This window comes from Streptomyces sp. NPDC086835, from assembly GCF_044745705.1.
Taxonomy (GTDB): Bacteria; Actinomycetota; Actinomycetes; order Streptomycetales; family Streptomycetaceae; genus Streptomyces.
This window is the reverse complement of sequence record NZ_JBIVAU010000003.1, coordinates 389159-404457: the sequence shown is the minus strand read 5'-3', so window position 1 is coordinate 404457 and position 15299 is coordinate 389159. Positions and strand designations below refer to the sequence as shown.

The window sequence follows — 15299 nt, the reverse complement described above, 5'->3', positions numbered from 1 at the left end:
TTCAGCCAGGAGTTCATGCGGGACCGGCCCGGCACCGCGGCGGACGCGGACATCGGGCGACCCTGTACGACGGTTCACAGGCCCGAAGTCCTGGCTTCGGTCTACGTCTGCTCGGCGGCCTCGCCTGTGCCGGCGCTGACCAGCCCGGTCTCGTAAGCCACGATGACGGCCTGGACGCGGTCACGGAGTCCGAGCTTGGCGAGGATGCGGGCGACGTGCGTCTTGACGGTCGCCTCGGCCAGGTGGAGGCGGGTGGCGAGTTCGGCGTTGCTCAGTCCTCGGGCCAGCAGGCCGAGGACCTCCAGTTCGCGCGGGGTGAGCGAGGCGAGGTCGCGGTGGAGGGCGGCGGTGTCGCTGCCTCGCTGCGTGAACCGCTCCACGAGGCGGCGGGTGATGGCGGGCGCGAGGAGGGCGTCGCCGGTGCGGACCGTGCGGACGGCCACGGTCAGATGCTCGGGGGTGACGTCCTTGAGGAGGAAGCCGCTGGCCCCGGCGGACAGTGCCGCGTAGACGTACCGGTCGAGGTCGAAGGTGGTCAGGATGATGACGCGGGGTTCGCCGGGGGCGCCGGTGAGGATGCGGCGGGTGGCCTCCAGGCCGTCCATCTCCGGCATCCGGACGTCCATCAGGACCACGTCGGGACGTGTGCGGCGGACCGCTTCGACCGCTTCCGTTCCGTTGGTCGCCTCGGCGACGACGTCGATGCCATCAGCACCGAGGATCAACCTGAAACCGGTACGGACCAGGGTCTGGTCGTCGGCGAGGAGCACACGTAGCGGCTCGGTCACGGTGTCTCCAAGGGGATCAGGGCCTCCACACGGTAGCCGCCGGTCAGACGTCGGCCGGTGTTCAGGGTTCCGTCGTGCACGGCGAGGCGCTCGCGCAGGCCGATCAGGCCCCGGCCGCTTCCGGCGGCCGCGCCCGGGTGTCCACCGGTGTCGGTGACTTCCACCCGCAGCCGTTCCGGGCCGTATTCGACGGTCACGGCGGCGGTGGCGCCGGACGCGTGCTTGACGGTGTTGGTCAGGGCTTCCTGGACCACACGGTAGGCGGCGAGTTCGAGGCCGGGCGGGAGGGGACGGGGCAGGCCGGTCACGGTCAGGTCGACGGGCAGTCCGGTGTCGCGGACCCGTCCGACCAGCGTTTCCAGCTGGTCCAGGCCCGGTTGCGGGGCCGGCACCGCCGTCGTGTCGGCCGGGTCCGCACATCCGTCCGTGCCCCCGCTCTCCTCGGCCATGGTGAGCAGTCCCATGACGTGGCGCAGCTCGGTCATGGCGGCCCGCCCGCCCGCCTCGACGGCGAGCAGCGCCTCGCCGGCCTGCTCTGGGGAGGTCTTCATGATCTTGCGGGCGGCGCCCGCCTGGATGATCATCACGCTGACGTTGTGCGTGACGACGTCGTGCAGTTCGCGGGCGATCCTGGCCCGCTCATGCTCGACGGCCCGGCGCAGCGCCTCGGCCTGTTCGCGTTCCAGGGCTGAGAGCCGGGTGCGGCCCTCGTCGGTTCGGAGTTTCCAGGTACGCAGACCGACGGCGGCCACGGCCATGGGGACCAGGATCAGCAGGGCGATGTACTCGTTGGGGACGATCGGTGTCACCGAGTTCCCCGAGGTGCCGACCAGGGCGACGGACACCGGCAGCGCCGCCAGGGTCGCCACCCGGTAAGGGCTGTACACGGCGGCGCTGTAGACGGCGATGACGAACGCGTAGAAGGTCAGCCGCATGACGCTCTGCGGTGTCGCCAGTGTCGCGGCCGTCACGATGCACAGCACGGCGAGCGGGTAGCGGCGGCGCAGCGCCAGGGCGCTCGAGGCGACGGCCGCGAGGGTCACCATGAGGGCCAGGCCGCCGGGGCCGGACGGGCGGGGCAGGACGCGTTCCACGCCGGGTGCGATCTCACGCACCACGACGTTGTCGACGTTGTCGATGCCGTAGTAGACGGTGGCGATGCCGAGTGTCAGTGCCACCAGCACGTCGAACTGCCAGGCGCGCCGGGTGGGCCGCAGCGGCGGACCGCTCGGAAGCCTGGCGTCGCGGACCGCCTGGCGAGCGGCTTCCCGCAGCCGCGCCGGTGTCGTACGTGCGTCCATCACCGGTTCATTGTCACCGCCGCGCGGATACGCGGAGTCCGCCCCGGTGGTCATTCGCACCGCACCGGATACATCACCCGCCTACATCGCAAGGATGACGTTTGCGGGGCTCGTCCCAGCGCGGTACCGGAATGGGTTCGGGCGGGCGACGCGTGCGGGCCGGGCCCGCTCCTAGCGTTCACGCAGCCGACTGCCCGTACGCAAGGAGCCTCTTATGACCATGCCGGTGATCGAACTGCGCGAGGTGAGCCGCCGGTACGACGACGGCCCGCCCGCTCTGCACGAGGCGTCGCTGACCGTGCAGCCCGGGGAGGCCGTCGCGATCCTCGGCCCGTCGGGCAGCGGCAAGTCCACGCTGCTCAATCTGATCGCGGGCCTGGACCGGCCCGATGCGGGGACCGTCACCGTGGACGGGGTGCGGGTGGATCAGCTGGGCGAAGCCGGATCGGCGCTGTTCCGGCGGTCGAGGATCGGCATGGTCTTCCAGTTCTTCAACCTGCTCGACGATCTGACCGTCACCGACAATGTCGTCCTGCCCGCCCGCCTCGCGGGTACGGCACGCGGCGAGGCAGATCGTCGGGCGGCGGAACTCCTGGAACTGCTGGGCATCGACCGGCACGCCCGCGCCTACCCGGGGCGGCTGTCCGGCGGCGAACGGCAGCGCGTCGCGGTGGCCCGGGCGTTGATGAACCGGCCGGCGCTGCTCCTGGCCGACGAGCCGACCGGGGCCCTCGACACGGCCGCCGGACAGGACGTCAGCAGGCTGCTCACCGGCCTCAATGCCGAGGGCCAGACCATCGTCGTGGTCACCCACGACCTGGCCCTGGCCCGGTCCTGCACGAGCCGTACGGTCCGGATCGCCGACGGCCGGATCGCCGACGACGTCCGGTCGCAGGCCGTCGCCTCCCAGGCCGTCCGGTGAGCGCGCTCGGCAAGGTGGTGCGCTCGGGGGTGGGACGGCGCCGGGTGCAGACGCTGGTGATCGGGCTCGCCACGATGATGGCGGTGGCCGCCTCCGTCCTCGGCGGATCGCTGCTCGTGGTGTCCGGCGCGCCTTTCGACGACGCCTTCGCCGAGCAGCACGGCGCGCATCTGTCCGTGCAGTTCGACGCGGGCAAGGTGAGTGCCGGGCCGCTGGCGAAGTCCAAGGACGCCGAAGGGGTGAGCGCTGCGGCCGGGCCGTTCCGTACCTCGACGGTCACCCCGCGCTCGGACGGGGCGGGCCCCGGGTGGCCGATGACCGTGGTCGGCCGGGGCGACCCCGGCCGGGACGTGGACCAGGTGGCACTGCTCGAAGGGCGGTGGCCCACGCGCTCTGGCGAGATCGTGCTGTCCGACGACTCCTCGCTCATCCCGGCCATGGGCATGAAGATCACCTTCCCCGATCTGCCCGGCGGTCCGACGCTGACGGTGGTCGGTGTGGCCCGCTCGGTCACGCGGACCGCGGACGCCTGGGTGGTTCCGTCCCAGATGCCGGCGCTCACCGCGCCCGGCAGCGGCGGCTACCAGATGCTCTACCGCCTCACCGACGCGGGCACCGCCGCGCAGATCACCGCGGGCGGCAGGGCCGTGACGGAATCGGTGCCGCCCGAAAGCGCCGTCGGTGAGCAGTCATGGCTCACCGTCAAGGAGACCGCCGAGCGCGACACCGCCGTCTACGTCCCGTTCCTCGTCGCGTTCGGCGCCTTGGGCCTGGTCATGTCGGTGCTCATCGTCGGGAACGTCGTCGCGTCGGCCGTCGGCACGGGAACGCGCCGCATCGGCATCCTCAAGGCCGTCGGCTTCACCCCGGCCCAGGTCGTGCGGGCCTACGTGGGCCAGGCGCTGATCCCGGCCGCCGCCGGCACGGCCCTCGGTGTCCTCGCCGGCCACCTGCTCGCCGTCCCCGTACTGGCCGAGACCGAGGAGGTCTACGGCACCTCGTCCCTGGCCGTCGCCCCCTGGGTCGACCTGGCGGTGATCGCCGGGGTGCTCGGCCTGGTGGCGGCGACCGCGTGGGCGAGTGCCTGGCGGGCCGGCCGGCTGCGTACGGTCGACGCGCTCGCCGTCGGGCGTACCGCTTCGGCGGGGCGCGGCCGGTGGGCGGCCCGTCTGACCGGACGGCTGCCGTTGCCGCGGCCGGTCGCCCTGGGCCTGGCCCGGCCCTTCGCCCGGCCTGCCCGCGCGCTGGCCATGGGCACGGCGATCCTGTTCGGCGCCGTCGCCGTCACGTTCACCGTGGGGATGGGCGCCTCCCTCGGCCAGGTGATGCAGGCCAAGGCCCACGACGCCGCCGACGTCGTCGTGCCCGCACCCTTGCCGGACTTCGGACCTGGGGGCCCCGGCCCCGAGAAGCAGCCCACGGCCGATCCCGTCGCAGTCGCCGCGGCCGTCGAGGCCGCTGCCGGAACCGGGAAGTACTACAGCGCCGCGACGGTACGGGCGACCGTGTCCGGCCTGACCGGCATCATCGAAGTGATCGCCTTCACCGGCGACGCTTCCTGGGGCGGCTACACGATGGTCTCGGGCCGCTGGATCGGCAGGCCCGGCGAGGCCGTGGTCCCGAGCCCCTTCCTGGCCGCCACCGGCACCCGCATCGGCGACACCGTCACCCTGAACGGCCTGGCCGAACCGGTCACGGTCCGGATCGTCGGTGAGGTCCTCGACCCCCGTAACGACGGCAGGCAGGTCTTCACCGACGCCTCGACCCTCACGGCCGCACATCCCGACCTGACGGAGACGAGCCATCACATCGCGGTCACGTCGGGCACCGGCGTGACCGGCTACGTCGACGCGCTGAACGGGGACCTGGCACCGCTGGGGGTCACCGCTCGGGCCGGCGGACTCGAATCCGGCAGCGACATGGTCGTCACGCTCAACGCGCTGTCAGCGATCCTCACGCTGATGCTCGTCGCCGTAGCCGCGCTCGGCGTGCTGAACGGCGTACTGCTCGACACCCGGGAGCGCGTCCGGGAGATCGGTGTCCACAAGGCGCTCGGCATGACCCCCCGGCAGACCGTCGCGATGGTCCTCACCTCGGTCGTCGTCACCGGACTGGTCGCGGGCGCTCTGGGCGTGCCGCTCGGCGTGGCCCTGCACGGCTGGGTCCTCCCCGCGATGGGCGACAGCGTGGGCCTCCGCCTTCCCGGTTCCGTCATCGCCGTCTACCACTGGGCCGAACTCCTCCCGCTCGCACTCGGCGGCCTGCTCATCGCCGCCTTGGGCGCGCTCCTGCCCGCCGGCTGGGCCGCCGGGGCCCGAACCGCCACGGCGCTGCGTACCGAATAGGAGGCCGGGTTCGGAGCTCGTGCAGCAGGCAAGACGAGCCGTGTGGACGCACACTGGGAGCATGGGCGTCTTCGAGGGCGACGTGACGGTGGTCGCGGGCGATGCCGAGTACGCGGCGAGAGCGGTGCTCCGTTCATGGACGGAGCAGCCTGAGGACGCCGTGCCGGACCCCGTGCCCGACATGAGCGAGGACGTCGCCGCGGCACTGTCGGCCGACTGGAACGGAACGCTCGCGGTCGCGGACGACGAGGTCGTGGAAGGCATCATGGGCGCGGACGCGCCGCGGCTGCGGCTGCCCGACGGCCGCGTCGGCGACTTCACCGTGGCCCACCGTTACATCGGTACCGCGCACTTGGTGATCGAAGGCAGTGGGCAGCCGCCTTTCTGAGGCCGGAAGCTCGCGTTGCTCCTCCTGCTCACAGCGGTGGTGGACGGCCCGGGGCTCAGGAACGTGGTGACGACGAAGCGAAGCGGTCCCGGAGTTCGCGCTTGAGGATCTTGCCGCTGGCGTTGCGGGGCAGCGCGTCCACGAAGAGGACCCGCTTGGGTGCCTTGAAGTGGGCGAGCTTGTCCCGTGCGTGGGCGATCAGTTCCGCCTCGGTCACCTCCTGGCGTGCGACGACGACGGCGGTGACCGCCTCGATCCACCGCTCGTCGGGCAGGCCGATCACGGCCGCCTCCGCGACGGCCGGGTGGGTGTAGAGGGCGTCCTCGACCTGGCGTGAAGCCACCAGCACACCACCGGAGTTGATGACGTCCTTGACCCGGTCGACGACCGTGAAGTAGCCCTCGCTGTCGCGTACGGCGAGGTCACCGGAGTGGAACCAGCCGCCGCGGAACGCCTCTTGTGTCTCCTCCGGCTTGTCCCAGTAGCCCTCGCACAGCTGCGGTGAGCGGTAGACCACCTCGCCCGCGGTGCCGTCGGCCACCTCCTTGCCGTCCTCGTCGACGACCTTCGCCTCCACGAAGAGGACGGGCCGGCCGCACGACTCCATCCGACCGTCGTGCTCGTCGGGGCCAAGGACGGTGGCGAGCGGCCCGATCTCCGACTGGCCGAAGCAGTTGTAGAAACCGAGGCCGGGGAGCCGTTCACGCAGCCGCTCCAGCACGGGCACTGGCATGATCGACGCCCCGTAGTACGCCTTGCGCAGCGCGCCGAGGTCACGGGTGGCGAACTCGGGGTGGTTGGCGAGACCGATCCATACGGTGGGCGGCGCGAACAGGCTGTCGGCGCGGCCCGCTTCGACGAGGTCGAAGATCCGCCCGGCGTCGGGCGCGTCGAGGATGGTGTTCTCCGCGCCGACCGCGAGGTACGGCAGCAGGAAGACATGCATCTGGGCGGAGTGGTAGAGCGGCAGCGAATGGACGGGCCGGTCACCGGGCGCGAGATCGAGGGCGGTGACGGCACTGACGTACTCGTGCACGAGGGCGCGGTGGGTCATCATCGCGCCCTTGGGCAGGGCGGTGGTGCCCGACGTGTAGAGCAGCTGGACCAGGTCCTCGTCGCGCGGTCGGTGCGCGGGGGTGAACGGCCGCGGCTTGGACAGGGCGGCGAGCAGCGAGTCGTCCGTGTCGCGCAGCGCCCGTACGGCCGCCCCGGCGGGCAGACGGGGCACGAGCGCCGGGTCGGCGAGGACGAGCGTGCTGCCCGACTGGCCGAGGATGTAGGCGAGATCGTCGCCCGTCAGGTTCTGGTTGACCGGGACGTGGACGAGGCCGGCGCGTGCGCAGGCGAGGAAGGCGATCAGGTAGGCGTCGGAGTTGTGGCCGTACGACGCGACCCGGTCGCCGTGGCGCAGCCCGTGACCGGTGAGGACGGCCGCCGCGGTACTGACGGCCTCGTCGAGCCGGGCGTAGGTCCAGGACCTGTCGGCGTACCGGACGGCCGTGCGATCCGGGGTGCGCCGGGCACTGCGGCGTACGAGGGAGTCGACGGTGCTGCTGTGTGCGCCTGTCATGGCGTGATCCTCGGCGGCGGCCGACGCGGGGTCAAGTGCCGCGGCACCACGTCGGATACCGAACGGGATGTTGACAGCGGGGGCGTTGACTGACTGCATGTACCAACCAGTAAGGTCCGCAGCCCTGTTGGGAGGCACGTTGCTCTTCCGTACGCGCTTTGCAAGGCTCGCTCTCACCGGTGTCGCGCTGGTGACGGCCGCGACCGCCGTGACACCACAGGCGGCCGCCCACGATCCCGGCCGGCATCCCTCGGGCGGCGGTCCGTCCGCCGTGATCCGATACACCGAGCACGGCGTTCCGCACATCGTGGCGCGTGACTACGCCGGCCTGGGCTTCGGCACCGGCTGGGCGCAGGCCGCCGACCAGGTGTGTGTGCTGGCCGACGGATTCGTCACCGTACGCGGTGAGCGCTCGCGCCATTTCGGCGCGGACGCCGCGCCCGACGGTTCCCTCTCGTCCGCGACGAAGAACCTCTCCAGCGACCTGTACTTCCGCGGGATACGCGAGGCCCGCACCGTCGAGAAGCTGCTCGCCGTCCCCGCGCCGGCCGGTCCGGGCCGGGAGGTGAAGGAGCTGATGCGCGGGTGGGCCGCCGGCTACAACGCCTGGCTGAAGCAGAACCGCGTCACCGACCCGGCCTGCCGCGGCGCCGACTGGGTGGGACCGGTGACCGCCCTCGACGTGGCCCGCCGCGGCTTCGCCGTCTCCGTCCTCGGCGGCCAGGGCCGCGGTATCGACGGCATCACCGCCGCGCAGCCGCCCGGCGCCGCCCACGTCCCGGCACCGGACGCGCAGGCGACGGCGCGGGCGGCCCGTGAGCTGTTCGCGGCCGAGAGCGCCGACATGGGGTCGAACGCCGTCGCGTTCAGCGGTGACGTGACGGCGAACGGGCGCGGACTGCTGCTGGGCAACCCCCACTACCCCTGGCACGGCGGCCGCCGGTTCTGGCAGTCGCAGCAGACGATCCCGGGCGAGCTGAACGTCTCCGGAGCCTCACTTCTCGGCACGACACTGGTCAGCATCGGCTTCAACGACAAGGTGGCCTGGAGCCACACCGTCGCGACAGGTGTCACGCTGAACCTGCACCAGTTGACGCTCGACCCGGCGGATCCGACCGTGTACCTGGTGGACGGCAGGCGCGAGCGGATGACCGAACGGGTCGTCACCGTCCCTCTGGAGGACGGCACTTCCGTCACCCGCACGCAGTACTGGACCCGCTACGGCCCGGTCGTCACCTCACTCGGCGCGTCGCTGCCGCTGCCCTGGTCCGCTTCGACGGCGTACGCGCTGAACGACCCCAACGCCGCCAACATGCGTGCGTCCGACACGGCGCTGGCGTTCGGCAAGGCACGGTCGACGGACGACATGCTGGCGGGCCTGCGGCGCACTCAAGGGCTGCCGTGGGTGAACACGATCGCCGCGGACTCGGCCGGCCGCACGCTCTTCACCCAGTCGCAGGTCCTGCCGCGGATCACCGACGAACTGGCGCAGCGCTGCTCGACGCCGCTGGGCCGGGTGACGTACCCGGCCTCCGGCGTCGCCGTTCTGGACGGTTCACGGGGCGACTGCGGGCTCGGCCGGGACCAGGACGCGGTCCAGCCGGGCGTCTTCGGTCCGTCCCGGATGCCCACACTGAAGGACGCGGCGTACGCGGAGAACTCCAACGACAGCGCGTGGCTCAGCAACGCCGACCGGCCCCTGACGGGGTACGAGCGGGTCTTCGGCACGGTCGGGACGCCGCGGTCGCTGCGTACCCGGGGTGCGATCGAGGACGTCGCCGCGATGGCGGACAAGGGCGGGCTGACCGTCGCCGACCTGCAGCGGCAGCAGTTCGCCAACCGGGTACCGGCCGCGGACCTCGCCGTCGCCGACACCGTGCGCGCCTGCAAGGAGCTGTCGGCGGACCTGGCGGAGGCGTGCGGTGTGCTGGAGCGGTGGGACCGGTCCATGGAGACCGGCAGCCGGGGTGCGTTGCTCTTCGACCGGTTCTGGCGGGCCCTGACCTCGTCGGTGCCGTCCGGGCAGCTGTGGAAGGTCCCGTTCTCCGCGGCCGACCCCGTCGCCACCCCGCGTTCCCTCGACACCGGATCACCCGGCTTCGCCAAGGCGCTCACCGCCGCGGTGAACGAACTGCGGGCCGCCGGCATCGCGTTGGACGCGCCGCTCGGGCAGCACCAGTTCGTCCTGCGGGACGGCAAGCGGCATCCGGTCCACGGCGGGACGGAGTCGCTCGGCGTGTGGAACAAGATCGAGGCGGTGTGGAACGCCGCAGGCGGCGGCTACACCGAGGTCGCCCACGGCTCGAGTCACATCCAGGCCGTCGGCTGGGACGGCGGCCGCTGCCCGGTGGCCCGCACGCTCTTGACGTACTCGCAGTCGTCCGACCCGGCCTCGCCGCACTACCGGGACCAGACGGCGCTGTTCTCCGGCGAGCGGTGGGTGACGTCGCGGTTCTGCGAACGGGACATCATGCGCTCGCCGGAGCTGAAGGTGGTGCGGGTGCACGAACGGCGGTGACCCGGCCGGGGGCGGTTCCGGGCCGGGCACGGCCCGCCCCGGCGCCTGCCCGCCGCCGGTGTGCGCGCCTCGCGGTGGTGCTGCGACGGCCGCCTCGGGGGTGCGGCCCGGGTGGGCGCCGGGCAGCGCAGGCGACACCGGGGCGCGCGTCCAGGGTCGGGTCGGCCGCGTCCCGGCGGTGCGGGCCGGGTGGGCGCCGGCCCGTGCAGACCACTCCCGGGCGCGCGTCGGGTGCCGGTGCGGCCGCGGGCCGGGACGCAGATACCGGTGGTGCGGCCGTACCCCCTCGGCGCCGCGGGCCCGGTAGCGCCCGGAAAGGCAGCCAACTCCCAGGCGCGCTGGGGGGCCGGTCCCAGCGCGGCGCTGGGACCCAGGTCCCGCTGGTACGGCCGTACCCGCCTCGGCGGCGCGGGCCCGTGGCCCCGGCCGGGCAGGCCCACGTGTGTCGGGGACAGGGTCCACCAGCAGCGGCGCGTCGGTGTCAGCCGGCGGTGCGGCGCCGGTCGCTGCTCCGGCGCAGCTTCGTGGCCTGGCGATCGAGGTCGTCGACGCGGGCGGCCAGTTCCGGGTGGTCGCCCAGATGCGCGCGGGACTCCATCAGCGGGCCGACGAGGCCGGAGGCGTCGTCGTCGCCCAGGGCCCGGACGAGGTCGTCCACCGTGCCACGGGCCTGACTGGGAAGGTCGCCGAGGGAGGCGATCTGCCCTGCGAGCCGGCGCAGGTCAGCGGCATTGTCCCGGGCCCAGGCGGTGACGGTGCGGTTGGCGGCACGCCGGTCCCGGGTGGCCTGGATGCGCTGTTCGCCCGTGGTGCCGGCGGCGCCGGGGCGCAGCCGCAGATAGCGGCGCTCGGCGGCCTGGCGGCTGGCGACGCCGAGGGGCTGGGCCAGGTCGGCCCAGCTGGCGCCCGCGTCGCGCGCGGCCTCGATCAGTCCCGTCTCCCAGCCGGCGAGCTGCCGGCGCATCTCCCGCAGCAGGAGCAGGGCGGCCAGGGCCTCTTCCGGTCCCGTGGGGCCGGAATCCCTGTCGTCATGGTGGTCACGGCCGGTGCCGGCACGGGCAGTGCGCACCGCTTCGTCGATGGTCCGCAGTGCCGCCGTCGCGGCGAGCAACGAAGCGGGGCTGCCCGGCGGTCCGGGCTGGTCGGCTGGGGTCACGCTGCCTCCTGAGGTGTCACCCTTTCAATGACATTCCGTCTTGTCATCGGATGGATGACATGTTACAACGGTGTCAGGTGAAGCGCATTGGCCTTGGCACTACTGCCTGAACCAATGGAGGTGTTTCTGCGATGTTGATGCGCACCGACCCGTTCCGTGAGCTCGACCGGCTCGCCCAGCAGCTCCTGGGTTCCAGCGGCACATGGTCGAGCCCGTCGGCGATGCCGATGGACGCCTACCGCGAGGGCGACGTCTACGTGATCGCCTTCGACCTGCCCGGCGTGTCCTCCGACGCGATCGAGATCGACGTCGAGCGCAACATGCTGACAGTGAAGGCGGAACGGCGACCGGCCACCAAGGCCGACGACGTCCAGATGGAACTGTCCGAGCGGCCGCTGGGAGTCTTCTCCCGGCAGGTGATGCTGGCCGACACTCTCGACACCGAACACATCGAGGCGGCCTACGACGCAGGGGTCCTGACCCTGCGTATCCCGATCGCCGAGCGCGCGAAGCCCCGCAAGATCAGCATCCGCGCCGGCGGCGAGAAGAAGCAGATCGGCGGCTGAGCGGTAGCCGTCGCTCATCGACGGAGGACGGGGCGCCACGCACTCCCCCTCCCGGCCCCGTCCTCCGTACCGTCGCGAGCACAGTCCGCGAGCAGAGTCAGGGGGCAGTAGATGGCTATGCGTTGGCAGGCATTTCTCGACGCCGTGCAGGACCGCGGCGAATACTCATCGGCCCAGGAGGCCGAACGGGCCGCCCGCACTGTGCTAGCCCTGCTCGGGGCGCACCTCGTGGGCAAGGAGCGCGCGGAGCTGGCCGCACGGCTGCCGGAGACGTTCGCCATGATCCTGCTCAATCCGCTTCAGGCGGCAGAGCCCCTGGATCCCGAGCGCTTCGTACGGGCGACGGCGGCCTGGATCGACGGGGCGACGGAAAAGACCGCGAAGTGGGACGTCAGCGCGGTGCTGAGCGTGGCGGCCGACGCCGCCGGCGACGACCTGTTGCACCGCGTCCTGCTCCAGCTGCCCCCGGGCTACGACGTCCTTTTCGGGCGCCCCCAGCACATCTGACACACCACCACCGACCCCGCCGCGCGGTGCAGCACCGACGTGGCAGGACCACAACGAAAGAGAGGACCACCGACCGTGCAGTGGCAGCAGCTCATCGAGCAGGTGCGCTATTCGGGCCGCTATGCGACCGGCGAGGAGGCCGAAGACGTTCTGCGCGCCGTGTTGACCGTCCTGGGCAGTCATGTGAGCGGTGACGAACGCTGCGAGCTCGCCCGCCTGCTGCCCGTCGAGGCTGCCGCGATCCTCACGGCCCAGATCCCGCTCACGGAGCCGTTGCCGGCGCCCGTGTTCGTCGACGCCGTCGCCGGACACCTGCCCACCTGCACCGGACCGGAGGCGCGCTGGGCCACCAGCACCGTCCTCTCCCTGATCGCGCAACTCGCCGGCGAGGACCTCTCGCTGCGGTTGCTGTCCGAACTGCCGCGCGGCTACGCGCTCCTCTTCGGCCGGGCCGAACTCACCGCGGCCGCCTGACCGGTCGCCCGGCCCCGCCAGGCCCCGGGCAGCGGACTCACGGGGCCTCGGGCTCACGGGCTCACGGGTTCACGGGTTCACGGCGAGAAAGACGTACGCGGCGAGGATCGCCAGATGCACCCCGCCCTGGAGCAGCGTGGCCCGCCCCGGCGCGATGGTGAGAGCGCCGACGACGACGGTGAGCGCGAGCAGCACCATATGGGTGGCTCCGAGACCGAGCAGCAGCGGCCCTTCCAGCCAGATGGTGGCCAGGGCGATCACCGGGATCGTCAGACCGATGCTGGCCATGGCGGACCCGAGCGCCAGGTTGAGGCTCCGCTGCACCTGGTCCCGGCGGGCGGCGCGCACGGCGGAGAGCGTCTCCGGCATGAGGACGAGCAGGGCGATGACGACGCCGACGACGGAGTGGGGCAGCCCCGCGGAGTCGACGCCGGACTCGATGGTGGGCGACACCGCTTTGGCGTCGCCCACCACGGCGACCAGTGCGACGAGGAGCATGATGAGGCTGAGCAGAGCGACCGAGCGGCCGGGTACCCCCGAGTGCTCCTCGTCCGTGTCGTCCTTGACGGTCCCGTCGTGCGTGACGGGCAGGAAGTGCTCACGGTGACGTACGGTCTGCATCGCGACGAACAGTCCGTACAGCCCCAGTGACGCGACCGCGGCGAACGTCAGCTGGGCGGTGGAGAACTCCGGGCCCGGCTTGCTCGTGGTGAAGGTCGGCAGCACCAGACTGAGGGTGGCGAGTGTCGCGACGGTGGCGAGCGCGGCGCCGGACCCCTCGGCGTTGAACACGGCGACCCTGCGGTGCAGGGCCCCCACCAGCAGGGAGAGCCCGACGATCCCGTTGCATGTGATCATCACGGCGGCGAACACGGTGTCCCTGGCAAGGGACGCCGACTTGTCACCGCCGTCGACCATGAGGGTGACGATGAGCGCCACTTCGATGACGGTCACGGCGACGGCGAGCACCAGCGAGCCGAACGGCTCTCCCACCCGGTGGGCGACCACCTCGGCATGGTGCACCGCCGCGAGCACCGCACCCGCCAGACAGACGGCCACGACGATCACCGCGAGCAGCGGCAGGTCCCGGCCCCAGCTGAGCACCAGGGCGACCAGCGCCACCAGCGGCACCCAGACGGTCCATTGACCCAAGACGGACTTGATCTTCACCGCGCTCATAGGTGCCAGGCTGCCAGCGCCCGGCGGTCCCCGCGCGACGACTCGCGGCTGCTACGCCGGGCGGCCGGGGGCCGGTCGCGCCTGGGCCGCCGACTGGAACCACCGGCCCGCGGAAATGCGCATCGCGCCGCGTACGGGGCCCTCCCGGCCGGTGTCGGCGCATGGAGGCCGGACATGCTCGATCACCCGTTCCACGGTGTTGCGCTCCCGGTACAGGTCGGCGTCGTGGGAGACCGGGCCGTATCTCCCGCCCCTGGCTGCCCGTACGAAACCGCCAGATCACCCCCTCGAACTGCTCCCGCAGATGCTCCGGACAGGGGCCGTACTGCCCGATCGGCAGGAACGGCTCAATCAACTCCCGTTCATCATCGCCGAGTTCACGTCTCGCCCCACGCGCGTTCTACCAGCTCGCAGCACCCTCAAGAGTCAGAACCCGACAACCGCTGATCACGGCTGCGAAAAGGTCCTAGCTCGGAGAGTCGAGCAACCACCTCGTTGTCAGTTCGTGGGCGTCGGCACGGCTGCGATCGCCTCGGTCGGCGAACATGAACTGGTCGGCGATGTACAGCGAGAAGGTGATCAGGCAGCGCGCCTCGACTTCGTCCTCGTCGGCGCAGAAGGCGCGGAACAGCGAACGCAGGTAGTCCATGTGGCGGTTGTCGACGCGCCGAAGGCGTTCGGCGACCGCCGGATCGCGCCGACCCCAGTCGCGAATCGCCAGGTCGGTCGTGATGTCTGTGTCAAGTCCGCCGCCGGCGTCGACGATCGCGAACAGGTGGCGCAGACGGGCTTTCGCATCGCCGCCTTCCTTCTCGACGCGTGCTTCCACGTTATCGGTGACGTCGCGTTCCCAGCGGTCGAGCATTTCCTCGAGCAGGGCGCGCCGGTCGGCGAAGTATCCGTAGAAGCCGCCCCTGGACACGCCGAGAGCCTTCGCCAGCGCCTCGATCTGGACGGCGTCCGGGCCGCCTGTCGCGAGTGCACGCAGTCCTTCGTCGATCCACTTGTGACGCGGGGTGCGAGCCACCGCCATGATCTGCTCCGTTCCGCTTCGATCACCCATCTAGACGCCATCGTATAGATGGGTGCTAGGGTTTCATTTATACAATGCTGTATAGATGAGGGGGGCAGTCATGACACTCCCAGACGCCACGCGCACATCCCGTCTGAACAAGCCGAAGCTCACGCACGCGGCCGGCTGGATCGCCGTGGCCTTCGGCGTGATTCACATCGTCGTGTCGCCGCTGGACAATCGGGACGCCTGGTCGGACATCTTTGACCAGGGGCCGTGGCAGACCATCTCGCTGGACGTCACCCCCAAGAACCTGGCCTACTCCGAGGCCTTCTGGGTCGCGCCAGGCAGCTTCGGGGTGCCGGTGCTGCTGCTCGGCGCTTTCGTGCTGTGGACGGCGAAGCGGGGCGAGCGGGTGCCCGCCCCGTTCGGCTGGGCCATGACCGCCTGGGGTGTGGTGCTGGTCGCCCTACTTCCCGCCTCGCCGGCATGGGCCTTGCTGCTGGTCGGGGTGCTGCTCGTACTGGCCGCGCGTGGCCCCGGCGCGAGGGACGCCGAAGACCATTGAAACAA

General features: G+C 71.7%; 14 protein-coding genes. 8 read left to right on the top strand and 6 right to left on the bottom strand.

Translation table 11 applies throughout. From position 1 onward, the window contains the following. Nucleotides 1-101: 101 nt before the first annotated feature. The gene (locus tag ACIPJI_RS13335; protein WP_402246203.1) at nucleotides 102-788 is read right to left on the bottom strand and encodes a response regulator; all 687 of its coding nucleotides are present in this window, start codon (nucleotides 786-788) and stop codon (nucleotides 102-104) included. Further along, nucleotides 785-2089 carry a sensor histidine kinase gene (locus ACIPJI_RS13330; RefSeq protein ID WP_402246201.1) on the bottom strand — a complete coding sequence of 435 codons (1305 nt, stop codon included), beginning with the start codon at nucleotides 2087-2089 and terminating at the stop codon, nucleotides 785-787. Before ACIPJI_RS13330 ends, ACIPJI_RS13335 begins: the two co-directional genes overlap by 4 nt. Before the next feature lie 214 nt (nucleotides 2090-2303). Here ACIPJI_RS13330 and ACIPJI_RS13325 point away from each other — a divergent pair, with 214 nt between their 5' ends. From ACIPJI_RS13325 to ACIPJI_RS13315, 3 genes are all read left to right on the top strand, one after another. Then, nucleotides 2304-3011, top strand: coding sequence for an ABC transporter ATP-binding protein (locus ACIPJI_RS13325; protein ID WP_307704618.1), 708 nt, complete (start codon nucleotides 2304-2306; stop codon nucleotides 3009-3011). Continuing rightward, nucleotides 3008-5356, top strand: a complete 2349-nt coding sequence (locus tag ACIPJI_RS13320) for an ABC transporter permease (RefSeq protein WP_402246199.1) — start codon at nucleotides 3008-3010, stop codon at nucleotides 5354-5356. The genes ACIPJI_RS13325 and ACIPJI_RS13320 overlap by 4 nt, the downstream gene beginning before the upstream one ends. A gap of 61 nt (nucleotides 5357-5417) precedes the next feature. Further along, entirely contained in the window at nucleotides 5418-5744 is a 327-nt protein-coding gene (locus ACIPJI_RS13315) for a hypothetical protein (protein WP_307704620.1), read from the top strand. 55 nt (nucleotides 5745-5799) lie between these two features. On the opposite strand, the gene ACIPJI_RS13310 is transcribed toward ACIPJI_RS13315, so the two are convergent. After that, nucleotides 5800-7314, bottom strand: a complete 1515-nt coding sequence (locus ACIPJI_RS13310; protein WP_402246198.1) for an acyl-CoA synthetase — start codon at nucleotides 7312-7314, stop codon at nucleotides 5800-5802. 97 nt (nucleotides 7315-7411) lie between these two features. Here ACIPJI_RS13310 and ACIPJI_RS13305 point away from each other — a divergent pair, with 97 nt between their 5' ends. Beyond that, a complete protein-coding gene (locus tag ACIPJI_RS13305; RefSeq protein ID WP_402246196.1) occupies nucleotides 7412-9832 on the top strand; it encodes a penicillin acylase family protein in 2421 nt (806 codons plus the stop codon). Nucleotides 9833-10313: 481 nt separating this feature from the next. Here ACIPJI_RS13305 and ACIPJI_RS13300 read toward each other — a convergent pair whose 3' ends face one another. Then, on the bottom strand, nucleotides 10314-10988 hold the full coding sequence (locus ACIPJI_RS13300; RefSeq protein ID WP_356621674.1) for a hypothetical protein: 675 nt from the start codon (nucleotides 10986-10988) through the stop codon (nucleotides 10314-10316). Between the two features lie 131 nt (nucleotides 10989-11119). Between ACIPJI_RS13300 and ACIPJI_RS13295 the strand changes: the two genes are divergently transcribed. The 3 genes from ACIPJI_RS13295 (at nucleotide 11120) to ACIPJI_RS13285 (ending at nucleotide 12535) form a co-directional block, all read left to right on the top strand. Continuing rightward, nucleotides 11120-11554 carry an Hsp20/alpha crystallin family protein gene (locus ACIPJI_RS13295; protein WP_402246194.1) on the top strand — a complete coding sequence of 145 codons (435 nt, stop codon included), beginning with the start codon at nucleotides 11120-11122 and terminating at the stop codon, nucleotides 11552-11554. A 111-nt stretch (nucleotides 11555-11665) separates the two neighbouring features. Further along, a complete protein-coding gene (locus ACIPJI_RS13290; protein ID WP_356621676.1) occupies nucleotides 11666-12061 on the top strand; it encodes a DUF2267 domain-containing protein in 396 nt (131 codons plus the stop codon). Nucleotides 12062-12136: 75 nt separating this feature from the next. Next, nucleotides 12137-12535 carry a DUF2267 domain-containing protein gene (locus ACIPJI_RS13285; RefSeq protein ID WP_307704626.1) on the top strand — a complete coding sequence of 133 codons (399 nt, stop codon included), beginning with the start codon at nucleotides 12137-12139 and terminating at the stop codon, nucleotides 12533-12535. Nucleotides 12536-12604: 69 nt separating this feature from the next. Here ACIPJI_RS13285 and ACIPJI_RS13280 read toward each other — a convergent pair whose 3' ends face one another. Both ACIPJI_RS13280 and ACIPJI_RS13275 read right to left on the bottom strand, forming a co-directional pair. Then, complete coding sequence (locus ACIPJI_RS13280; protein WP_402246192.1) at nucleotides 12605-13714, bottom strand: calcium:proton antiporter; 1110 nt, start codon at nucleotides 13712-13714, stop codon at nucleotides 12605-12607. Nucleotides 13715-14180: 466 nt separating this feature from the next. Then, entirely contained in the window at nucleotides 14181-14747 is a 567-nt protein-coding gene (locus tag ACIPJI_RS13275) for a TetR/AcrR family transcriptional regulator (RefSeq protein WP_356621817.1), read from the bottom strand. Between the two features lie 100 nt (nucleotides 14748-14847). On the opposite strand from ACIPJI_RS13275, the gene ACIPJI_RS13270 reads away from it, so the two are divergent. Then, nucleotides 14848-15294 carry a DUF6463 family protein gene (locus tag ACIPJI_RS13270; protein WP_402246190.1) on the top strand — a complete coding sequence of 149 codons (447 nt, stop codon included), beginning with the start codon at nucleotides 14848-14850 and terminating at the stop codon, nucleotides 15292-15294. Nucleotides 15295-15299 lie beyond the last annotated feature (5 nt).